At 63.6% G+C, this 20,774-nt stretch carries 20 protein-coding genes and 3 pseudogenes; 11 read left to right on the forward strand and 12 right to left on the reverse strand.

Features of this window, described 5'->3' with window-relative positions; translation table 11 throughout:
- Nucleotides 1-239 precede the first annotated feature (239 nt).
- The 5 genes and pseudogenes from PAM7066_RS15115 (at nucleotide 240) to arsH (ending at nucleotide 3,484) form a co-directional block, all read left to right on the forward strand.
- Entirely contained in the window at nucleotides 240-665 is a 426-nt protein-coding gene (locus PAM7066_RS15115) for a hypothetical protein (RefSeq protein ID WP_085855070.1), read from the forward strand.
- A gap of 282 nt (nucleotides 666-947) precedes the next feature.
- On the forward strand, nucleotides 948-1,283 hold the full coding sequence (locus tag PAM7066_RS15120; protein ID WP_085855071.1) for an ArsR/SmtB family transcription factor: 336 nt from the start codon (nucleotides 948-950) through the stop codon (nucleotides 1,281-1,283).
- A 10-nt stretch (nucleotides 1,284-1,293) separates the two neighbouring features.
- On the forward strand, nucleotides 1,294-2,358 hold the full coding sequence (arsB, locus tag PAM7066_RS15125; protein WP_085855072.1) for an ACR3 family arsenite efflux transporter: 1,065 nt from the start codon (nucleotides 1,294-1,296) through the stop codon (nucleotides 2,356-2,358).
- Nucleotides 2,358-2,781: pseudogene (gene arsC, locus PAM7066_RS15130) on the forward strand (arsenate reductase (glutaredoxin)). The gene arsB and the pseudogene arsC overlap by 1 nt, the downstream one beginning before the upstream one ends.
- A complete protein-coding gene (arsH, locus tag PAM7066_RS15135) occupies nucleotides 2,774-3,484 on the forward strand; it encodes an arsenical resistance protein ArsH (RefSeq protein ID WP_085855073.1) in 711 nt (236 codons plus the stop codon). Before arsC ends, arsH begins: the two are co-directional and overlap by 8 nt.
- Before the next feature lie 87 nt (nucleotides 3,485-3,571).
- Here the strand turns inward: arsH and PAM7066_RS15140 are convergent, their stop codons facing one another.
- The gene (locus tag PAM7066_RS15140) at nucleotides 3,572-3,784 is read right to left on the reverse strand and encodes a hypothetical protein (RefSeq protein WP_085855074.1); all 213 of its coding nucleotides are present in this window, start codon (nucleotides 3,782-3,784) and stop codon (nucleotides 3,572-3,574) included.
- 132 nt (nucleotides 3,785-3,916) lie between these two features.
- Between PAM7066_RS15140 and PAM7066_RS15145 the strand changes: the two genes are divergently transcribed.
- The 3 genes and pseudogenes from PAM7066_RS15145 (at nucleotide 3,917) to PAM7066_RS15155 (ending at nucleotide 6,498) form a co-directional block, all read left to right on the forward strand.
- Nucleotides 3,917-4,231 carry a PadR family transcriptional regulator gene (locus PAM7066_RS15145; protein ID WP_085855075.1) on the forward strand — a complete coding sequence of 105 codons (315 nt, stop codon included), beginning with the start codon at nucleotides 3,917-3,919 and terminating at the stop codon, nucleotides 4,229-4,231.
- Nucleotides 4,200-5,422 (forward strand): annotated as a pseudogene (gene chrA / locus PAM7066_RS15150) (chromate efflux transporter). Before PAM7066_RS15145 ends, chrA begins: the two are co-directional and overlap by 32 nt.
- A 374-nt stretch (nucleotides 5,423-5,796) precedes the next feature.
- The gene (locus PAM7066_RS15155) at nucleotides 5,797-6,498 is read left to right on the forward strand and encodes an AAC(3) family N-acetyltransferase (protein WP_276326091.1); all 702 of its coding nucleotides are present in this window, start codon (nucleotides 5,797-5,799) and stop codon (nucleotides 6,496-6,498) included.
- A 150-nt stretch (nucleotides 6,499-6,648) separates the two neighbouring features.
- On the opposite strand, the gene PAM7066_RS15160 is transcribed toward PAM7066_RS15155, so the two are convergent.
- Entirely contained in the window at nucleotides 6,649-7,524 is an 876-nt protein-coding gene (locus PAM7066_RS15160; protein ID WP_090929484.1) for an MBL fold metallo-hydrolase, read from the reverse strand.
- Nucleotides 7,525-7,545: 21 nt separating this feature from the next.
- Nucleotides 7,546-8,088 (reverse strand): cysteine hydrolase family protein, encoded by a 543-nt coding sequence (locus PAM7066_RS15165; RefSeq protein ID WP_085855078.1) that lies wholly within the window; start codon nucleotides 8,086-8,088, stop codon nucleotides 7,546-7,548.
- Nucleotides 8,089-8,189: 101 nt separating this feature from the next.
- Here PAM7066_RS15165 and PAM7066_RS15170 point away from each other — a divergent pair, with 101 nt between their 5' ends.
- Nucleotides 8,190-9,125 carry a GlxA family transcriptional regulator gene (locus tag PAM7066_RS15170; RefSeq protein WP_085855079.1) on the forward strand — a complete coding sequence of 312 codons (936 nt, stop codon included), beginning with the start codon at nucleotides 8,190-8,192 and terminating at the stop codon, nucleotides 9,123-9,125.
- Nucleotides 9,126-9,215: 90 nt separating this feature from the next.
- Here PAM7066_RS15170 and PAM7066_RS15175 read toward each other — a convergent pair whose 3' ends face one another.
- From PAM7066_RS15175 to PAM7066_RS15195, 5 genes are all read right to left on the reverse strand, one after another.
- Nucleotides 9,216-10,343, reverse strand: a complete 1,128-nt coding sequence (locus tag PAM7066_RS15175) for a sensor histidine kinase (protein WP_085855080.1) — start codon at nucleotides 10,341-10,343, stop codon at nucleotides 9,216-9,218.
- A gap of 227 nt (nucleotides 10,344-10,570) precedes the next feature.
- Nucleotides 10,571-10,927 carry a response regulator gene (locus PAM7066_RS15180; RefSeq protein WP_085855081.1) on the reverse strand — a complete coding sequence of 119 codons (357 nt, stop codon included), beginning with the start codon at nucleotides 10,925-10,927 and terminating at the stop codon, nucleotides 10,571-10,573.
- 336 nt (nucleotides 10,928-11,263) lie between these two features.
- Nucleotides 11,264-12,409 (reverse strand): extracellular catalytic domain type 1 short-chain-length polyhydroxyalkanoate depolymerase, encoded by a 1,146-nt coding sequence (locus tag PAM7066_RS15185; RefSeq protein ID WP_085855082.1) that lies wholly within the window; start codon nucleotides 12,407-12,409, stop codon nucleotides 11,264-11,266.
- A 732-nt stretch (nucleotides 12,410-13,141) separates the two neighbouring features.
- Nucleotides 13,142-14,629 (reverse strand): phospholipase D-like domain-containing protein, encoded by a 1,488-nt coding sequence (locus tag PAM7066_RS15190; protein WP_085855083.1) that lies wholly within the window; start codon nucleotides 14,627-14,629, stop codon nucleotides 13,142-13,144.
- 301 nt (nucleotides 14,630-14,930) lie between these two features.
- The gene (locus PAM7066_RS15195; protein ID WP_217639984.1) at nucleotides 14,931-15,728 is read right to left on the reverse strand and encodes an alpha/beta fold hydrolase; all 798 of its coding nucleotides are present in this window, start codon (nucleotides 15,726-15,728) and stop codon (nucleotides 14,931-14,933) included.
- Between the two features lie 209 nt (nucleotides 15,729-15,937).
- Here PAM7066_RS15195 and PAM7066_RS15200 point away from each other — a divergent pair, with 209 nt between their 5' ends.
- Entirely contained in the window at nucleotides 15,938-16,237 is a 300-nt protein-coding gene (locus tag PAM7066_RS15200) for a hypothetical protein (protein WP_085855085.1), read from the forward strand.
- A gap of 111 nt (nucleotides 16,238-16,348) precedes the next feature.
- Here the strand turns inward: PAM7066_RS15200 and PAM7066_RS15205 are convergent, their stop codons facing one another.
- Nucleotides 16,349-17,236 carry a LysR family transcriptional regulator gene (locus PAM7066_RS15205; RefSeq protein ID WP_085855086.1) on the reverse strand — a complete coding sequence of 296 codons (888 nt, stop codon included), beginning with the start codon at nucleotides 17,234-17,236 and terminating at the stop codon, nucleotides 16,349-16,351.
- A gap of 216 nt (nucleotides 17,237-17,452) precedes the next feature.
- Here PAM7066_RS15205 and PAM7066_RS15210 point away from each other — a divergent pair.
- Nucleotides 17,453-18,631 (forward strand): annotated as a pseudogene (locus tag PAM7066_RS15210) (MFS transporter); the annotation flags it as partial.
- Here PAM7066_RS15210 and PAM7066_RS19660 read toward each other — a convergent pair.
- The 3 genes from PAM7066_RS19660 to PAM7066_RS15225 all read right to left on the reverse strand — a co-directional run bounded on the left by PAM7066_RS19660 (nucleotide 18,590) and on the right by PAM7066_RS15225 (nucleotide 20,476).
- A complete protein-coding gene (locus tag PAM7066_RS19660; RefSeq protein WP_085855151.1) occupies nucleotides 18,590-19,123 on the reverse strand; it encodes a class I SAM-dependent methyltransferase in 534 nt (177 codons plus the stop codon). The pseudogene PAM7066_RS15210 and the gene PAM7066_RS19660 overlap by 42 nt on opposite strands.
- A gap of 289 nt (nucleotides 19,124-19,412) precedes the next feature.
- Nucleotides 19,413-19,784 (reverse strand): YigZ family protein, encoded by a 372-nt coding sequence (locus tag PAM7066_RS15220; RefSeq protein WP_085855087.1) that lies wholly within the window; start codon nucleotides 19,782-19,784, stop codon nucleotides 19,413-19,415.
- A gap of 236 nt (nucleotides 19,785-20,020) precedes the next feature.
- Entirely contained in the window at nucleotides 20,021-20,476 is a 456-nt protein-coding gene (locus tag PAM7066_RS15225) for a DUF2934 domain-containing protein (RefSeq protein WP_085855088.1), read from the reverse strand.
- Between the last annotated feature and the right edge of the window lie 298 nt (nucleotides 20,477-20,774).

The raw sequence follows: 20,774 nt of genomic DNA on the forward strand, positions 1-20,774 counted from the left end.
TTCTTGTACCAGACCCGCAAGCTATCCGGGGAGCAGCCAAGCTTCCGGGCAATGTCGCGCACCGCCGCCGTCAAAGTGCTGTAGCCATCGAGATGGTCCGCAACCATCTGCACAGCCCGCTCGCGGAACTCGGCCGGGTACGGGCTCGTCGTGTTCTTATTGTCCATAGAGCAATCCTTCGAGAGTCTTGCTCTCCAAGCAACCCGGGGCGGTTCACATTCCTTGGGCCGGACGACATCATGGACAGCATCAATGTCCAGCAGCTCGCGCGCGGCCACGCCTATCCGCTCTTCTACGATACGCTGTTCGATGACCTGCGGCAAAGGCTGACAGAGGTGACACTGGAGGCCAAGGGGGCCCAGAAGGGCGTCTGGGAAACGGATAAGACCTCATCGGGGGCTGCATGGGACGGTGGCCCCGCAACCATGGCCCCGATCTTCCCCAAGCTATGGAGGCGGATTGACGAGTTCACGCGCGACGAGACCTTCTTTGACCCGGAGCAGCCGCTGGCGGGGCTCAAGCCTTGGATAGAGATCGTCAAGCCGGAGCGCGTGAGCGTTCCGCATCAGAACATCTTCACCGGGTTCGACAACCTCCTCGAGACGACCGACACGACGGTCAGGATGATCTACGAGCCGCACGAGATCGTCGTCATTTCAGCGTAGGGAGCCACGACAGGACTCTGGCGTTGCCCGGCCGGCTGAGCGTCGGGCAGCGGCCCCACCATGTTCAGCCATTCACCCATCAGCGACGACGGGTGCAGCGAGTGCCAGCGACAGGATCAGGACGAATTGCTTCATGCCGGATCTCCTTCATGAGCGTAACCGTCCCTTTATCCGTGCCACATCTTTCAGAAGGCCGCCAAGTGCGTCGGACCATCATCGCTCTTGCGGTGCGGGCAGGATTGGACCTTGATCACAGTCAAGTGTATCGGTACATCGAGATGTATGGATAAAGCTGATGCTCTCGAGGCCTTCGCCGCTCTCAGCCAGCCAACCCGGCTCGATGTGTTCCGCCTGCTCATCAAGGCCGGTGAAGCTGGCATGTCTGCGGGCGAAATCGGCGAGACCCTCGGGGTGCGCCAGAACACGATGTCGACCAACCTGTCGATCCTGGTTCGCTCCGGCCTGATCCGGAACGAGCGGGAAGGCCGCAGCATCCGCTACTTCGCCGACATGGACGGCGTGCGGGGGCTGCTGGCGTTCCTGATGGAGGATTGCTGTGCCGGCCGCCCCGAGCTCTGTCAGCCGGTCATCGACGCAATTGCCTGCCGCCAATCATAGGAAGACCGTCATGGCCGATACCTCACTTCCCGCCGCGGCGGGTCTGGGCACCTTCGAGCGCTGGCTTTCGGTCTGGGTGGCGCTTGCCATCGGCGCGGGGCTTCTGCTGGGCAATTTCTTCCCGGGCCTCTTCGGTATGCTCGCGGCGCTGGAGATCGCCTCGGTCAATCTGCCTGTGGCGGTCCTGATCTGGGCGATGGTCTACCCGATGATGGTCGGAGTGGATTTCGGATCGTTGAAACGCGTCGGCGACAAGCCGAAGGGGCTCGTGGTGACGCTGGTGGTGAACTGGCTGATCAAACCCTTCACGATGGCGGCCCTGGGCGTGCTGTTCTTCAACTATGTCTTCGCCGGGCTGATCCCGCCGGACGACGCGCAAGCCTACCTGGCGGGCGTGATCCTGCTGGGGGCGGCGCCCTGCACGGCGATGGTCTTCGTCTGGTCGAACCTCACGCGCGGGGACGCGACCTATACGCTGGTGCAGGTCAGCGTGAACGACGTGATCATGGTCTTTGCCTTCGCCCCGATCGTGGCCTTCCTGCTCGGCGTGACGGATATAGTCGTGCCTTGGGACACGCTGCTGCTGTCGGTTGGCCTCTATGTCATGCTGCCGCTGCTGGCAGGCTTCCTGACGCGCCGAAGCCTCGTCGCAAAGGATGGCGAGGCCGGGGTAGAGTCTTTCAAGAGCCGCGTGCAGCCGTTCTCGATCATCGGACTGCTGGTGACGGTTGTGCTGCTCTTCGGGTTCCAGGGCGAGGTGATTCTCGACCGTCCGCTCGTCATCACGCTGATCGCCGTGCCTTTGCTGATCCAGTCCTACGGCATCTTCTTCGCGGCCTATGGCGCGGCGCGGGCCTGGGGCATCCCGTTCAACGTCGCCGCCCCCTGCGCCCTGATCGGAACCTCCAACTTCTTCGAACTGGCCGTGGCCGTCGCGATCAGCCTGTTCGGCCTCGGCTCGGGTGCGGCGCTCGCAACGGTTGTCGGCGTCCTCGTCGAGGTGCCGGTAATGCTGTCCCTCGTCGCCTTTGCCAACCGGACGAAGCACTGGTTCCCCGCCGAGGAGGGCGCGTGATGAGCATCGTCATCCACCACAATCCGGACTGCGGCACCTCGCGCAACGTGCTGGCGATCATCGAGGCGTCGGGCGAGACACCAGTGGTCATCGAGTATCTCGAGACGGGCTGGACGCGGCCGCAGCTCCTGGCGCTCTTCGCGGCCGCGGATCTGACGCCGCGGACGGCACTGCGGACGATCAAATCTCCGGCGAAGGATCTGGGTCTGCTCGATCCATCAGTCAGCGACGAGGCGATCCTGACGGCGATGCTGGAGCATCCGATCCTGGTCGATCGTCCCATCGTCTGCTCGCCCAGAGGCGTGCGGCTCTGCCGCCCGAGTGAAGCCGTGCTCGATCTTTTCGACACTCTGCCGCCGGGCCCTCTCGCCGAAGAGGATGGCACGCCCGCTCATCGACGCGGAAGGAAATCGCGGTGCCTGATACTCCGAACCTCGACGAACGCCACGTCCAGCCGATCGACACGGATCGCTTGCTGTCGCCCGAGCGGGCGACACATGCGCCCCGCATCTTGCTGCTCTACGGCTCCTTACGGGAGCGCTCGTTCAGCCGCCTGATGACAGAAGAAGCCACCCGCATCCTGACGCGGTTCGGAGCCGAGACCCGGACCTATAGCCCCTCCGGCTTGCCCCTGCCCGACGATGCGGACGCAGATCATCCGAAGGTGCAGGAGCTGCGCGATCTGGTCGCCTGGTCCGAAGGCATGGTTTGGTGCTCGCCCGAGCGGCACGGCGCGATGACTGGCATCATGAAGACCCAGATCGATTGGATACCGCTATCGCTCGGCGGTGTGCGGCCGACACAGGGCAAGACCCTGGCGGTCATGCAGGTCAGCGGCGGCTCGCAAAGCTTCAACGCGGTGAACCAGCTCCGTATCCTCGGCCGCTGGATGCGCTTGATGACCATTCCGAACCAGTCCTCCACCCCAGAGGCCTTCCTGGAGTTCGACGAGGCAGGACGCATGAAGCCGTCGCCATTCTACGACCGCGTGGTCAACGTCATGGAAGAGCTGATGAAGTTCACGATCCTCACCCGCGACAACAAAGCTTACCTGCTGGACCGCTACAGCGAACGGAAAGAGAGTGCCGCAGACCTCTCGAAGCGCGTGAACCAGAAGGCGATCTGATCGACCGTCAGAAGTAACCGCTTCCACGATGCCGGAGGCGGCCAAAGGCACTGGCCGCGTCGACGGCGGCCGGGGTGAGCACTGCGCTCAGTCGCGCCAGGCGCTCTCGTTTTTCTGTTCATAGTCACTGAACGCCTTCTTCAGCCCGCCCAGCACTTCGGCGGCCGTCTCAAACATCGCCTCCAACTGCGGCTCGTCGACTTTCTCGATGTCGGCGCGCAGGTGATCCATCATCTCCTGTAGACGGGTCTGCATCTGCTGGGTGTGGTGACGCGGATTTCGATCTGCTTCGCTGGCCATGCAGGCTCCCCTGTCGATATGTCCCGTTGCACCCGCCGATCTCGCCAGACGGGTTGCACGAGGAACCACCCTCGCACTAGTCGGTTTCCGATATCGGATTTCGACTGCGGGTGAGCATGGGACGAGCCGAAGATGGAACACCAGGAATTGCTCTCGGGCTTCATCCGGCTCCACGTGCTGCATCATGCCGCCGAGGGCGACCTCTACGGGAACTGGATGATCGAGGAGCTGGCACATCACGGATACAGGATCAGTCCCGGAACGCTCTACCCGATGCTGCATGCGATGGAACGCAAGGGCTACCTGACCTCCCGCATCGAGCGGGCGGGCCGTTCGCAACGGCGTATCTATCGCGCCACGCCCTACGGAATTGAGGCGCTGACGATGGCTCGGGAGAAGATCAGGGAGCTGCTTCATGAGGTCGCACCCGAAGACCGAGGCGCCTGACGCCACGGCCCCACGCGGCTCGGCCGGAGAGGTCTTTCGCGCATTCCTGAAGCTCGGTTTGACCTCTTTCGGGGGGCCAGTCGCGCATCTCGGCCATTTCCGCGACGGGCTGGTCCTTCGGCGCAAGTGGATCGACGAAGCAGGCTATGCCGATCTGGTCGCGCTCGGTCAGTTCCCGGTCCGGCCAGCAGTCAGGTCGGGTTTGCGCTCGGGCTGCTTCGTGGCGGCCCGCTCGGGGCGGCCGCGGCATGGGCAGCGTTCACGTTGCCGTCGGCCTTGCTTCTGGTTCTTTTCGCCTTCGGTGCAACCGCGTTCGACGGCTCGCTCGGGTCGGGCTTCATGCACGGCCTCAAGATCGTCGCGGTCGCCGTCGTCGCGCAAGCCGTGTGGGGCATGGCCCGAACGCTCGCGCCGGATCGACAACGGGCCGCCATCGCCCTCGGGGCAGTATTGATCGTGGCCTTCGCCGGCGGCTCCGTCGGGCAGATCGCGGCGATCGTCATGGGCGGCATCGCTGGTGTATGGCTCTACCGATCCGCCGCAGCGCCGAATGCGAACCACCTGTCGTTCGCGGTGCCGAAGCGCGTCGGAGCCGCGGCGCTCGGGCTCTTCTTCGTCCTGCTGTTGCTTTTGCCAATTCTGTCAGGAGCTCTGTCGGCGCAAGGGCTCGAGCTGCTGGACGCCTTCTACCGCGCAGGCGCGCTGGTGTTCGGTGGCGGTCATGTCGTCCTACCGCTGCTCGAGGCGGAAGTGGTCCGGCCCGGTTAAGTAACCGAGGATGCGTTCCTCGCAGTGTATGGCGCGGCACAGGCCAGTCCGGGGCCGCTATTCACCTTCGCCGCCTATCTCGGCGCCGTCAGGGAGCCGGAACCGAACGGCACGATCGGCGCGGTGATCGGGCTCGCCTGGATCTTTCTACCCGGTTTCCTGCTGCTGATCGGCGTGCTGCCATTCTGGGACGCGTTTCGGACCCGGCCCCGCGCTCAGGCGGCGATGCGCGTCGCGAACGCGGCGGTGGTCGGCATCCTCGGTGCGGCGCTATACGACCCGGTCTGGACGAGCGCGATCTTCACCTCGCGCGACTTCGCCCTCGCCCTGGTGGGCTTCGTTCTGCTGACCGTCTGGAAAGCGCCGCCGTGGATCGTTGTGTGCCTTCTCGCGGCGGGAGGGACAGCGCTCGCGACGCTATAGAGGTAGAAGAACGCGCCGAGGGCACGAGAGGCGGAGCCGCCGACTTGGCGGCTTCAAGCCGAATTGTCAGCAGAGTTTCGGCTGATCGGCATCGCCCATAGCTCAAGTCACGCCAGTCAAGATTGTGCTGCAACGGCGAAGCTCTTCACCATCGCAACGGCAAGTTTGGGCTCGATGCCGACCTTCGCCGCGCGGTGCTCGGACGGCCGAACCGCGGACAGAGCGGACCTTGCTCAAATCGCGGGCACGCGGCATTCAGAAGCAGGATCCCCTAGATGGTGTTCGTCGTGGCTCAGAACTCTCGTCCGCTGGTCACGCAGTCCGACATCGAAACTGCGCTTTGCGGTGCTGGACTGCAAACGGGCGACGTCGCGATGGTGCATGCCTCGATGTCCCGGTTGGGCTACGTGATCGGCGGTGCGGAGACGGTGGTGCGCGCCCTACTTCATTGTGTCGGAGACAGCGGCACGCTCATGACCCCCGCACAGACATGGCTCAATCTCGACCCCGAACGCGGGGTGCATGACCTGCCACCTGAAGACTGGCAACTGCTTCGGCAGGAATCGCCCGGTTTCGATCCTGCCGTGACGCCCAGCATCGGTATGGGAGCGGTGGCCGAGCTGATCCGGACCTGGCCGGGATCGTTCCGGAGTTCGCATCCCGCTCGGTCGTCGGCCTCCATCGGCGCGAGGGCCGCCGATCTGATGGCCCAGCATGACCTGCACGATCTGCATGGCGAACGCAGCCCGCTTGGCGCCGCGATCCGCGCCGGAGCCAAGATCGTCCTGCTGGGCGTCGGCTACGACAAGTGTACCGCCCTGCATCTTGCCGAAACCCGTGCCGCGCCAGACGATGCGCCTGTGCTGTCAGAACGAGGTTGGGTTCGAACGCCGGATGGGCGGCGCGAAGTCAGCTACACCACGCTTGCGTTCGACGGCACCGACTTCCCCGCGATCGGGCGGACCTTCGAGGAGACGTGTGATCCGCCCGTTGCAGTCGGGAACGGCGAAGTCCGCGTGGTCGATGCCGCTCGTCTCGTCAACTTCGCAGTTTTGCGGATTCAGGAGCATCGGTAAGAGGCGGCTTGCACCGGACTTCCGCTCCGAGGTGCTTGGACAACCGCAAGGCGGACAAAGCTGCCCGATGCTCTGTCATGCATCCATGGGTTCTTCGGCACAGGAGACTGGCGACGGCGCGCATCGCACTGCCGCCAGTCTTCTATGATGTCAGAGCATACTTGTTTCGCCGTCTCCGGGGGTCCGCAGTTTGTCCGAGAGCCCCTCGTCCGCCGCGAAAGCCCAAAGTTCAGCGCGCGTCAGGACGCAGTGGTTGATTGCTTCCATGTGCGAGGCGATTAGAACAGTCTCGGGGGCAGCCCGGTGAACCCTCAGGACATCCTCGGTTCCCATGATGATGCCACCGTCGACGCCCTGGACCATCGCGTAGCCCGAGTTCAGGATCGCGACTTCAGGTGCGTGCGCAGACAGGACGGCGGCAACGTCATCGTTCCAGATCGTGTCTCCGGCGAGATAGATGGTCTTCTCGTCAGGATGGCTGAACACCAAACCGCAGACTTCACCCAGGATCTCTGCCATCAACTCGTAGTGCGCCTCTGTTCCGTGTCGGCCCGCCGTCTTGATCAGACGCACACCGCCAAACTCGGAGCTTTCGGACAGCACGCGGACATCCGTAAAGCCTTGCCCGCGGATGACTTGGGCATCCGTGCCGTTCCGGGCGAAGACCGGCAGATCCCTGGGCAGCGCGTCTCGCGCCGCCTGGTCCCAGTGGTCTTCGTGCAAATGGGTGACGATCACGGCATCGACGTCGACGATGTCTGCAATCGGCATTGGCAGATGCACCATCGGATTGCGCTGCTCGCTGTTCACGGTCCCCGGGAACCCCGGCAGGGCGTGACGATCCGCCAGCATCGGATCGACAAGGAAGCGGACGCCGCCGTAGTCGATCCGCAGGGTGGCATTGCGGACCTGGGTGATCTTGCCTCTGCTCTCGGAGCTGACCTCATTTCCCTGGGCTGAAACAGAGACAGCGCTTCCGACGACGGCGGAGGCGGACATGGCAAGCATTTGTCGGCGCGTAGTCATTGGAACTCTCCTCTTGCCGGTTCAGCGCTTGATGAAATCGTCGGTGGCGACGACCTCGCCATAGGCGAACTCAAACGCCGCCATCAGTGCCGTATGGACATGGGCCGCCGGAACAGTCGCGCCATTGAACTCGAGGTCGCGCGTGGCGCAGGCGTCGTGGATGGTCACGGTCTTGTAGCCGAAGTCGTTGGCGGCCCGGACAGTCGCGTCGACGCACATGTGGCTCATGGCGCCCACGACGAACACTTCCTCGACCCCCTTCTCGTCGAGCAGGTCCTTCAGACCGGTGTCGCGGAATGAATTGGGAAAGTTCTTGGTGATGACCGGCTCGCCCTCGCCGGGCGCGACGACCTCGTTGATTTCGGCCCCCTCCGACCCGGGGACGAATACCGGAGCGCCGGGCATCTCATGTCGCACATTCACGATCAGGTCGCCGGCCTCGCGACCATGGGCAATAACACGCGCCGCGTTGGCCGCGGCTCGCTCGATGTTCTCGAGCGCCAAGCCCCCGCTCGGCCAGTATTCATTCTGCAAATCGATCACGACAACTGCACGCTTGGACATGGTCTGCACCTTTCTGCGTCTTCGTTTCTTGATCTCAATCTGGCGCGCGCCCACATCCCTCGCTATTGGCGCAATCGACATAAGACGGGGCGATATCGACAATGGGCGAGATCAGGATCGGCATCGCCCTCTATCCCGGCGCGCAGCTCTCCGCGGCCATGGGGCTGACGGATCTGTTTCACATCGCCGGGCAGATGGCGGAACGCTCGGATCACGGCGCTCCGCAGTTGCGGGTTCAGACCCTTCGGGCCGACGAGCTGGAAGGATCGAGCCATCAGGACGCTCCCTGTCAGGTCCTGATCCTGCCTCCGTCACTGGAGGCGCCCATCCACCCGAATATCGCTGCCCCACTGGCCGCCTGGTTGCGGGAGCGTCATGGCGAGGGGACAGTGCTGGCTTCCGTCTGTGGCGGTGCCTTCCTGTTGGCCGAGACGGGACTATTGAGCGGGCGCGCGGCCACAACGCACTGGTTCTATGCCGATGATTTCCGGGAGCGGTTTCCCGATGTTGCGCTGGATACGGATCGGCTGATCATCGACGGCGGTGATATAATTTCGGCAGGCGGCTTGATGTCCTGGACCGATCTTGGCCTCAAGCTGGTCGAACGCTTTCTCGGTCCGGTGGTGATGGCGCAGACAGCCCGGATGATGCTCGTGGACCCGCCGGGGCGGGAGCAACGCTATTACAGTGGTTTCGCGCCCCGCCTGACCCACGGCGACGCGGCTGTCCTCAGGGCCCAGCATTTCTTGCAGGCGAACGAGGGACGGGATGCGCGCCTTGCGACGCTGGCCGAACAGGCTGGATTGGAAGAGCGCACGTTGCTGCGCCGCTTCCAGAAGGCGACTGGCCTCACAACAACCGATTACGCGCAGCGCCTCCGCGTCGCGAAGGCGCAGGAACTCCTGCAATTCGGACGTCTGCCGGTGGAGCGCATCTCCTGGGAGGTCGGCTATTCCGACGCCGGGGCCTTCCGCAAGATCTTCCACCGGATCGTGGGACTGACCCCGGGAGAATACCGGAGGCGCTTTCATGCGTAGGGTCACTGCATTGGTGACGCCTTCCGCAAGACCCATACGACCTCAGCTTGAAGGGGAGAATGTCGCATAAGGGCTCATAGCCAATAGAAGCTACACCTCCCCACGACGTTCTGACACGTGTGCCACTGGGTATCTCGGCTCGAAGATCAATGACGCAGTAACGCCGTTCGGGCCGCTTTGCAGGTCGAAGTCGCAAGACAATTCGGCGCAGACGACCTCCGCAATCTTCATGCCAAGGCCGGCCTGGTCTTTCTGCGGATCGTCGGGGAGTCCCACGCCATCATCAGAGCAAGCCAACCGAACCATCCCGCCACCCTGCGGCTCAAGTCGTACACGAACCCTTCCACCGCGGCCGCCCGGGAAGGCATGCTTGAACGAGTTGGTGACGAACTCGTTCAGGAACGTCCCGACCGCCACCGCCTGCTGGGCGTCAACGATGACAGGGCTCGCAGAGATTTCGAGTGAAATGCCCGCAGGCGCGAATGCCGCCAACTGATCCCCGACCTGCCGGACGTAGACATCGAGGGTGACCTCGGCATGTTCGTCCAACTTGTAGAGCTGCTCGTGTAAGCTGCTCATCGCGTCGATCCGCGTCATCATGTGCGAGAGCGCCCTACGCGCGTCTGGCGAACTGAAGGAGCGGCGCTGGAGGCGCGCGAAGGAGGACAGAGATTGCAGAGAGTTCTTGACCCGGTGATCGGCTTCTTTCCGCAGAACTTCCGCATTTTTCAGACCCTTGCGCAATTCCAGTTGCGCCATGACCTGCCGTGCAAGAACCCGAAGGGTATCACGCTGGAGGGGCGTAAGCTCCCTCGGCTGATAATCAAGCACGCACAGCGTGCCAAGTGGTAGACCTTCTTCTGTCTTCAGAAGCGCTCCCGCATAAAAGCGTAAGCCAGGTTCTCCGACGCAGAGCGGGTTATCCCGCATCCTGTTGTCCTCGAGCGTGTCGGGGATCTCGACGAAGTCGGGCTCCAGGATCACGTGCGAGCAAATAGACGTTTCGATCGGCGTCTCGCGCACGCCAAGGCCGATCTCAGCCTTGAACCACTGCCGCTCCGCATCGATCAGGTTGACGACCGAAATCGCAGTTCCACAGATCTCGGCGGCAAGCTTCACAATGTCGTCGAAATCCTGCTCGCGATCCGTATCGAGAACTTCATACGACCGAAGCGCTCTCAGCCGGTCTTCCTGAGATGGGTGTGACAGCGCTCGCAAAGCAACTCCCGGGCTTGATTGGATAATAGAAGCAAACTCGCACCCGTTACTCGAATACGCAATGCGGGTCTTCGCGCACTTCCGCGGCCAGTCCAAACTGGCGCGCGATGACGATAAAAGGCGCGGCGACCCGGGCAGTCAGACAGCAGCAGGCGCCGCCTCGGAGTGCAGCCCGACTGCCGCCGCGGAGATGAGAAGCTGGTGGAGGGGGAGCGGTTGCGAAGCGGCTACAACAACTCGTCAAAGAGGTCCTCGACCCGAAGAGGTTTTTTCAACACCCTGTCGGGGCGAGCCGCAGCGATGCGGTGGAGCTTCCCGAGGGCCGTCGTCGCTGTGACGAAAATGAACGCTACATCGGGCCGGAGTATCCGCATATGCTCGACCACCTCCACGCCGTCCGAGGAGTCCGCCAGATCCATGTCTGTGATCCGGACATCCGGGAGCACGTCGGAGAATTTCTGCTGAGCGCCGGCGGCCGTTGTTGCAATCCCGAGGACACAGCAGCCGGCCTCTTCACAAGGAAATTGGAGATCGAGTGCGATTAGGACCTCGTCTTCGACAATGGCGACCGTTGTCTCATCCATTTCGAGTGCTTTCGTTTCGCAGCCAACGGCGCACTCTATCTGCCGTTCCCCGCAAGGCGCCGAACGTGACACCGTGTGTCAACAAAACTTCGCGCGCGGCGCTCTCGAATCTGCTTCCGCAGGAGGCGAAGCCCGGGCGTTCTGTCATGCCGGTCACGCATCCGCCGCCTTGGCTCGAGATCGAAGGGCGAAACGGCCTCTCGGAGAAACGATGCTCTAACGGCGCGGTATCGCCCATTAGGCCGGCGGTCCCGCGCGCCTGAGTGCAGCACGGTCGCACATCTACGGGCGCGCCTGCGCGCGGCGAGAGCGTGCAGGCCTACATCTTGTTAGAAGTCAGGCTGCGCTGGCCAATTTCGCAGCTTTGCGCTGCTTCAACGTCGTCCGGTGCTGTAGCAGAAAACGCAACGTCTCACGCGATGCATCAGGACCAGCAGGGTCGGTGAAGCGCCCGGCCCGACTGCCTCCAGACCATGCATGACCAGCGTCCTTGACGACCCAAAATTCCGTGAACGATCGTCCTTTTCCCCGGCGATGCGACTGCCGAACAAACGCATGTCCGCCATGCGGTCGGCTGGTCCGCTCGGTGCGGCGCAGATCTGCGTAGGCGTCAGCGGCGCGCGCCGCAATATATCGCCCGTTCCTGACATGCACGACCTTGTCCTCTTCGCCATGGAAGATGATTGTTGGCATCGGGCTGGGGAACCGGTTGCCTGGAGCGCCGTGCTGCATCGCGAACGCGGCTGTCGTTGCGTCGCGTGCCGCGCGCCATGCCAAACCTGAGTGGACCCCGACTGCGGCGAAGATATCTGGGTATGTCGCAGCGAGAATAACTGCCATTGACGCTCCCGCTGACAAACCCGCGACGTACACCCGCGCGGGGTCGGCCGGAGTGATATTCAGAACATCCCTTGTCAGACTGGCCAGAAGTGCGGGTTCCCCCGCCTCCCGGCTCTGATCCCCGCGGCGAAACCAGTTCCAGCAGCGGTTCGGCTGCGCTTGGCGAGTCTGCGCCGGATAGACAACAATGATACCCAGCTCCTCGGCCAAGGCGTTCATTCCTGTGCCCGTGGCGAAATCGTCTGGCGTCTGGCCACATCCGTGCAGCATGACGAGGACCGGCAGCGGCTGCATCCCCTGTGTGGCACAGGCAGGAAGGTAGAGCTTGTAATCCAATCTACCGTCGGCGCAGTCGTGGGTTCGAGATTGAAAAGACGCCCCCCGCGGCATCGGCATCCGCGACCGCGCGGTCGCCATTGAAGGCTTCGCGTTCGCCGCCTGCTTGACCTGCGCTTTCGTGCTGAGTTTTGCACGGCTGAGCGCCCGACCGGCATCGTTGGATGCGGCATTGGATTTGGGTCTGGCTTTCGGCTTTACCGGTTTCGGCAGCATGGCACCGGCCATTTTCCCGATAGCCGTTGCCGTGGCTTTGCGTATCCGCTTGCGACTACGGGTCCGCGCCTTCTTGAACGGATCGAACATTCGGCTCAACTGCTTTGATGGGTCCGGGCAGAGCTACCCACCTTTGTTTCACGCTTTGGCTTTCAGCGGAGACGGACAAATGTCGATCTCCTTACTCGTGATGGTTAACGCAGGAAGCCGCCGAATGGTTCAAGTGGCGACCGGCTTGGCCAACCTCAACCTGATGCAGCATCCGCCCACGCCAGAAGATTTCGGTTCTTGCCCCCATCGGCCGCAGGCTCGCAAACCCTCCAAAATCGACCGGACATTCGAGACGCTACCGTGATCAGCGGCATCGTCCGCGCCGCAGAAGTCGTGGGGTCTAACGATCCTGCATGCTGACGCAAAGGGCCGCTTGGGGGAGACGGCGTCGCAGCATGCGGTTGCCGACGAACAGTCAGTCTCACTGCACCTGCGGACTCGAGCTGGCACGCCGCGTGCATTTTGGGCTTGAGGCAGACCTTCGCCGGGCCGGGGTGCCACGAAATGTCTCCAGATCATGTGCCCGCTTTGACCGATCGTGCGTAGCCTCACAAGGGTAGCCCGCAGCTGGGATGCTATGCCGCCTTGTGGCGCTCAGCCTGCCGAACTCGCGTAAATCGCTTCAGCGGATTCATGAAAACAGGGTGTCGGACGCCCCTGCCCTGCCCCGCAAACGGTTTCGAAAACTGTTTTTCGTGGGTTCGCTACCCGTGCGTCTCGTAAAGCATCAAGACAACGATCGATTTCCTCTATGTGGGGCGGCCGCGCGGCTCATGGCGTGGCCGGTCTTCTCTTGGCGACGAGCCGCTGCCTTATCCGGTGGAGCCTGCCGCGGCGCCACCGGCTGGCCGGACGCTCTGGGTCGAGAAGGTCGTTCTCCCGCAGAATGGCATCCTCCGCGGCCCCGAACTCTGGCGGCACGAATGGAACGAGCGACCGGCCGCCTCCGCGCAGCGCCTCGACTGCTTGGATGAGCGAGCCGCCCGCTGCATCTACCGCGTGCTCCACTGCCCGCGGCTCGACGCCCAGGTGCTCGGCCAGAAGCGTGGTCCTGAGACCGGCAATGCGCGACCGGGTGTCCGCCTCACCGGGCATACCCGGACGCGCCTCGACGGACAGGTCGCATTCCGTGTCGAAGCCGAGTGAGCGGTTGTTGAGGTTGGAGGAGCCCACCCGCATCAGGCGGTCGTCCATGATGACGATCTTGGCGTGGACGTAGATCGGCTGTCCGCCTTCCGTCACGGGGGTATAGATCCTGAAGCGGCCATTCTGGTCAGCCTTCTGGACGATCTCCAGAAGCCGCGCGCGGGCCGTGCCCATTGCCTTCTCTTCCAGCCACCCTTGCGCCGTCTCGGGATTGACGAGGACGATCTCGGGTCCGTCCGGTTCCGCCAGCCGCACGGCGATCGCCTCGGCCAGAAGGCGCGATGCGAAATATTGGCTTTCGATGTAGAGCGTCCGCCGGGTGGCGGCGATGATCGCGAGGTAGAGCGACTCGATCTCGTGGACCTCCTCGCGTCCGGCATGGGCCGGCATCGTGCGGGAGATGGCGACTGCGGCGCTGCGGAGCATCGGGTCAAGATGCTCGGGCCAGATCGGCGGGACGGCAGGCGGCGGCTTGATCGTTTCGCCGGTAGCATGTTCCCACCGCGTTCGAACGAGATCGCCCAGCGCGCGTGCCGCATCGCCGCCGACCGCGACAGTCGCGTCGTGCCACGGGTCATAGCGACGCTTCGTCGTGGGTCTGATCCGGTAGGGGCTGTCGTCCGCGTGGTCGTTCGTGTCCCAGCGATCAGCGGTGGCGTCGATGCCGCCGCAGAAGGCGAGGACGTCGTCGATCACGATGATCTTCTGGTGATGCGCCGCGCCCGAGGGATGCGCGTGATCGAGCTTGAGGCGGATCTTGCGCCCGAGCAGCCAGTCCGCGAGCCGGAGCGGCGTCGAGCCTCGGCCGAGCGTGCCCAGAAGGCCCACGTCCCATTGCAGCAGACGAATGTCGAGTTCGGGGCGGCGGCGGACGAGCCAGCTCAGCAACTGGCCGAGCCGGTCGGGCACGTCCCCGTCGTCCCCGCGTGGGTCGAGGGAGATCCGCGTGTCGAACTCCCAGCCGATCATGATGACGCTGTGCCGGGCCTTCTGCATGACCTCTCGCAGGCCGGCGAAGTATTCGGCCGCATCGACAATCACCGCCAGCCTGTCGGCCGTCTCGATCCGCCAGCACGTGTCGCCGGGCCGCAGAACGGATTGAGTCTCATGCATGGGTTGCCATCCTCATTGAAATCCGGGCGCGCCGGCCACGGTCCCCAGGCAGGGCCGGACCCGGGGTCCTCTCGCGAAACCAATTGCGCGGTTGCAACGTTCCGCGCTCGGACCGCTCTGTGCCTGTCCGGTCCTTGCGGATCGGCGTAGCTGCCGCCACATCGTCCACCGGCCACGCCTGGCCCGAGCCGTCGATCCTACAAACCTCGATCAGAGGGCCGGCCGTGTTCCGCCCCCTCAGGACCTCGTAGCGGCGGCCGGCGGCCTCGCCGGGCCACGGCAAGCCGCGGCTGCGGCGGCTTCAAGCGCGCACGTCGCAACCAGAATCGGCCTCCTGCGGGCCGATCTCCTGTCTGATCAGGCGCAGCGTCTCGCCCGGAGCGTCCCACGGGATGTAGTGACCGGCATCCGTAATCCAGTGAAGCCGCGCCTTGGAGAACGCCGCGACCGCCCGATTTGCTTGTCGTGGTAGCAGCAGGCGGTCCTTGCGCCCCCAGACGATCGTGACCGGCTCGCGCGTCTTGTCCGTGCCCTCCTGAACGGGCCCGTCGGCCAGGTCGCGGGTCAGGGCGTCGAAGGTCGGGGTCGCCGCGAAAGACAGAAGCTCGCGCAGTGCCATGTCTGAAGGAACTTGTGACGGTCGGGCCGAGATCTGGGCCAGAAGCGCCGCGCGGCCGGCTGCGTGCCGCGTCATCATTGGCAAGGCCGGGCTGGCCAGCCGCGCAACACCGCCGCTGGCCAGCAGAGACACCTTCAGGAACCGGCTTTCCCCGGTGCTCCAGAACCCGCCTGGCGCCAGCGCGATCGTGGTGCCGACGAGACCGCGGCGCGCCATTTCCAGTGCGACCCGCCCGCCAAGCGAATGGCCGACGCAATCGACCCCGACGAGATCCTCAGCGTGGATGAAGTCAGCAATTGCATCAGCGATGCCCCGGAACGTTCTGGCCGCAGGCGTCACCGGCGAGGCGCCATGTCCGGGCAAGTCCACCACGATCACCTCGTTTGTCTTCGCCAGGACGTCAATCATATCGCCCCACGAGGCGATGTTGCCGCCCAGGCCGTGCAACAGGAGTAACTGCTTGCCCGTTCCCTTGCGCATGACGTTGATAGGCGGTGTGGAAGGGTTTGCGTTCGCGTTCATACGGGAGCAACGGACAGACCGCCGGAAACGATCCCGTGCGTCCCAGATGATCGAACACCGCCACCGGTTGCGCGGTCTCCCGTCTGTTCCACGACCTCGAAATCCACCGGGTGCACCATCACTTCACGGCTCTGGTCCAAGCGTGGCCTCCTGTGCAATGTCCGTTCATGGCGAAACTCAGTTCACTCTGGTCCGGCGACCTCGCCCTCGATGACGCTTTTTGGACATGGGCGGTGACGGTGGGTCTGCTGATCAATATCGGCACCAGCATCCTGTTTCTGGTGCTGATCCTCCAAGAACGACCGCTGGCCGCAGTGCTCGTTGGTTACGCGCTATCGATCCCCTACAACATCGTCGCGACCGTGGGGGTCTGGCGCTCGGCCGCACGCTACGCGGGTCCATCTGTCCATGCCGATCTTGCACGGATCGCAACCGTCATTTTGATGGCGGCACTCACGCTGACCTGAGAGACGCGAAAGATTTTCCTGCATCCCTGAAGAATCGGCCTACGATAGCGTTACCAATGTGCCGACATCGCGGATGTAAGACAGGGGCGGATCTTCCCGCATCTTGACGGCCTAACCGCAGATGTCCCGCATCAGCGAGCGAAGCCAGCAGTGGCATGGGTCGGTGTCCATGCGCGGGTGCCATACCAGCGCGACCGGAATGGGGTCGACCTCGAACGGCAGTGGAAAAGCGATCAGATCGTGGCGCAGGGCATCCGTAAATCGCTCGGGCACCGTCGCGGCGAGGTTCGTGCCGCGCGCCAGTCCCAAGGCGGCGCCAAAGCCTCCTGCTGTCGCTCCCGCCTTTCGCGCATGCCCCTGCGCGGCCAGTGCGCCATCCACAGGGGCGTGACCGCTTCCGGAACGACTGACGAGCACGTGTTGCGCGGCGAGATAATCCTCAAGTGTCAGGGGCTTCTGGCTCATCGGGTTTTGCGGGCTGACCACCCCAACGAAGTGGTCGCGGAACAGCAGCGCGGTGCGGAGTTCCGGTGCCGGTGTGGCGCGAACGAGGCCCACTTCGAGATCGACCGTGGCGTCACGCAGAGCACTGCTTTCACGCTCGGCCTTGGGCAAGAAGCGCAGCCGAACAGAGGGCGCTTCCCTGGCGGCACGGGCCACGATCGCACCGCCGAAACCTTCCGCGAATCCTTCGCTCGCGCGGATGGTGAAGGTGCGTTCCACGGTGGACAGATCCACATCTGGAGAGGGTGAAAGCGCTGCGTTTGCTCGCTGGACCAGGGAAGACACCTCCTGACGCAGCTCCAGCGCCCGCGGTGTCGGCACAAGTCCGCGGCCGGCCCGCACCAGGAGCGGATCGCCCGTCACCTCGCGGAGCCGGGCCAGTGCCCGGCTCATTGCCGAGGCGCTGAGCCCGAGCCGCCGCGCTGCCGCCGTCACACTGCCCGTGTCGAGCAGTGCATCGAGTGTCACCAGCAGGTTCAGGTCAGGGTGCGCCATCTTGGCAGATTAGCATGCACGGTGACATGGCGTCAGACGCAACTGTCGAATGCGGACGACGCGCGTTCCGCCATCTGACGGCGAGACGTATCTCGGGATCACAATTCCCCGGAGTAGCTTCAGATGATCCCTTCGCCCTACGCTTCAGACACAACCGAAATTCCGGCCATGCAGCATTCTGCGCCGCTGGCGCTGTGGCGAAGGGAGGCTTGAGCCGTGGCACCCAACGCCTCACAAGTCTCCAGATGGTCGCTTGCCGCCATCGGATCGAGCGTCCTTCTCGCCTCGCTCGGCACCAGCATCGCCAATGTCGGTCTGCCGACCTTGATGGATCACTTCGGCACCTCGATTCAACAGGCGCAATGGGTGGTGATCGCCTACCTTGTCGCGTCCACGGCGCTGATCGTGGGCGCCGGTCGGCTGGGAGATCTGTTCGGCCGCCGGCGCATGCTGCTGGTCGGGATCATGGTGTTCACCCTCGCATCAGCGCTTTGCGCGATGGCCAGCAGCCTTCCTCTCCTGATCGCTGCGCGTGCGGTTCAGGGCGCCGGGGCTGCGATGATGCTTGCACTATCCATGGCTTTGGCAGGCGACGCCCTGCCGCGCGAGATGCTCGGGCGGGCGATGGGCATCCTTGGCACCATGTCTGCCATCGGAACAGCCTTGGGCCCCTCACTGGGCGGTGCGCTGATCGCGGCCTTCGGATGGCAGGCCTCGTTCGCGATCGGTCTGCCGCTGGGGGCTCTCACCGCGGCGATGGTCCTGGGCGGACTGCCCGCCGACCGCCAGATCGCGAGCAATCAGCAGTTCGATCTGACCGGCACTCTCACGCTGGCTGCCTCGCTTGCCTGTTATGCCCTTTCGATGACCCTCAACGGCGGTTTCGGAACGCTCAACCTGGCGCTGCTGGCCGCCGCCGTCGCTGGATTGCTCCTGTTTCTGCGGATCGAGGCGCAATCCGTTGCGCCGCTGGTGGACCTCGGAGTTTTGTCGGAGCCGCCCCTGCGCACCGGCCAGGCGCTTGCGGCGCTGATTGCGACGGTGGTCATGGCTACCCTTGTGGTGGGACCGTTTTATCTCGCCGCAGGCCAAGGTCTGGACGCAGCCGCTCTCGGCGCGGTGATGTCCGTCGGACCCGCCGTGGCCGCATTGGCTGGCGTGCCATCGGGCCGGCTTGTCGAACGGCTGGGCGCCCCGACGGCTGTAACACTGGGGCTCTGCGTGACGGGAACGGGATCGCTGCTCCTCGCGACACTGCCATCTTCCGCCGGCGTCGCTGGATATACCGCTGCGCTGGCGGTGCTGACCGCCGGATACGCGCTCTTTCAGGCGGCGAACAATGCGGCCGTGATGTCAGTAGCAAACGCCGACCGGCGTGGCATCGTTTCGAGCCTGCTCGGCCTCGCTCGCAAAGACGATCGTGCGTATGAGCACGTTCATATCCCCAAGACAGGGTGTCTTCGAGAAGAACAGACCGCCGGGCACCAGCACGTCATGAATGTGGCGCAATGCGACGTTCGGGTCGCGGACGAGGTGAAGGTAGTTGAAGCCCAGAACGGCATCGTATCTGGCAGGCTCCACTGCGATACTCTCTGCCGTCGCTGTGCGAAATGCGAGGCCGTCGACGGGATCGGCGACGCGCTTCTCTTCCGCAATCGCAATCATCCGTTCTGAGATGTCGGTGGCGAGGTAGATACTTACTCCGTCGGCGAGCCGCAAAGCGGTCGATCCCGTGCCGCAGCCCAACTCCAGCACCCTGGCGTCCGGGGACAGCAGCGCGCGTGTCCGTTCCAGCGTCCGCTCATATCCTCCCTGATCGGCGATCTTGGCTTTCGAGTAGCGCCGCGAAGTTCGATCCCAGAAGCGGGCGTCTTTCGCTGTGGACATCTCAAAACCGCCGTCGAGTTAAGGCAAAGCATAGGCGCTAAAGGCGCGGAATGGCAAAACACGAAGCGTCTGGAGGTGTGGAGGCGCGAGTGGGCCTCTGCGACAGGTTCAGCGCAGCGGCAGAGTTCTTTTGCCCCTTCTTCGATACGCTCGCGATTTTACCGTCGAATCCACGGAACTGGCAGCAGCTCACCTGCGAACTCGGCGTCATCCGCCGCGGTCAGTTTGGGCTCGATGCGGACCTTCGGCGACGCGGCGAAGCGTCAAATCCGCACCTGGACCCGGACAATCAGTCGCTCTCGCGCGGGACGGCCGATACCTCCTCCAAGTAGACGCGGACCGCTTCCTGCACATGCCGGAAACGATCGCCGCCGAGATGCTTGCCGCCATACCAGCGTGTGACAACGATGACATGGTTACGCAGGTTTTGGCGTTCCAGCATCCGCAGGATCACCATTCCTGCGCCACTCTCACCATCGTCGTTCTTTGTCCGTCGTTCATCCGTCAGCAAGCCCCAGCTGTTGTGGGTTGCCTTTGCGAACTTCTTCCGGCGTTGCAGTTCCTTGACGAAGGCCTTCGCCTCTTTCTCGGAGCTACAGGGCTTGCCGGCGACTGCATATCTTGAGCCGCGATCGCTGATGATGTTGTCGAGCACGAGCATGCTCTACGGCTATCGGTGTTTGTGCCGCCTTTCAAGATTCGCGTCAGGACGCGCTGCGCATCCTTTCTCACTCGACAGAACGCGGGGAAGCTAATGAAGATCCCCATGGGAAGCTCGCATCCTGCGCAATGCCAGTCTCAGATCGAACGCTGCCGTTCCGGCAGGCAGGTCGCTTCCGAATATCTTGACGAATGCTGGATTGGAAAATGGATGCGTCATCGCGCCACCAGCGATCGTCACTCGGCCTCGAAGTCGCGCGTCCGATCCCAATCAGTTTCAGCCCCACCTTCGGGACTTCCCTCTTGTTGCCACAGGACGTAGGCACGCTCACGAATATGTTGATCATGAGCACGGTGCCAATGATCTTCCGCGCGCCCCTCTGGGCGCCCTTCCTGTTCCCAAAGGGCATGTGCCCGTTCACGCACCGCCTGTTCCAGGCCGAGCCTCGTCTCTGAATCACTGCTTGTCTCGTCGCCATAAGGCTGTAGTTGGCCACCCCGGCTCCGGTGCATTCGAGCGGTCAATCCTGCGAGTTCGTCATCGGGGACCAACAGTCCATGGCCGGCGGCCTCCAGCGCTTTTGCTTGATAATCAGCGTCGCTGGCCTCTCCCCGAGAGTTGCCAAGCGTGACGGGATACGTGTGAACTACTCGTCCGTTGCTGTCCACGACGTCCACTAAACGTTCTGCCATTGCATTGCTCCTCTCGAGGGCTCTTGTAGCTCCGGTAATACCTGTTGCAGCCTACGCGGCGAGGTGTCCTGAGCGGGGGATAGTCTTTGTAAAAGTGTCGCAGTGAATCGTAATTCGACAGGCGAGTAGCGCGGACCGCCTCGGCATACGCCGCGGCCTGCAGCTTGACGAAGCATACTTTCCGGAGCAGTCGCCCAGCTTCGCGGCCGCGCATCCAGCTCTACCGGAACTACATACCGACCCGTCACGAGTCGTTTTGAACTGAACTTCCTCGGCGTCCCGAGGCCGGTGCCACGGG

The sequence above is a fragment of the Palleronia marisminoris genome (genome assembly GCF_900172315.1).
Taxonomy (GTDB): domain Bacteria; phylum Pseudomonadota; class Alphaproteobacteria; order Rhodobacterales; family Rhodobacteraceae; genus Palleronia; species Palleronia marisminoris.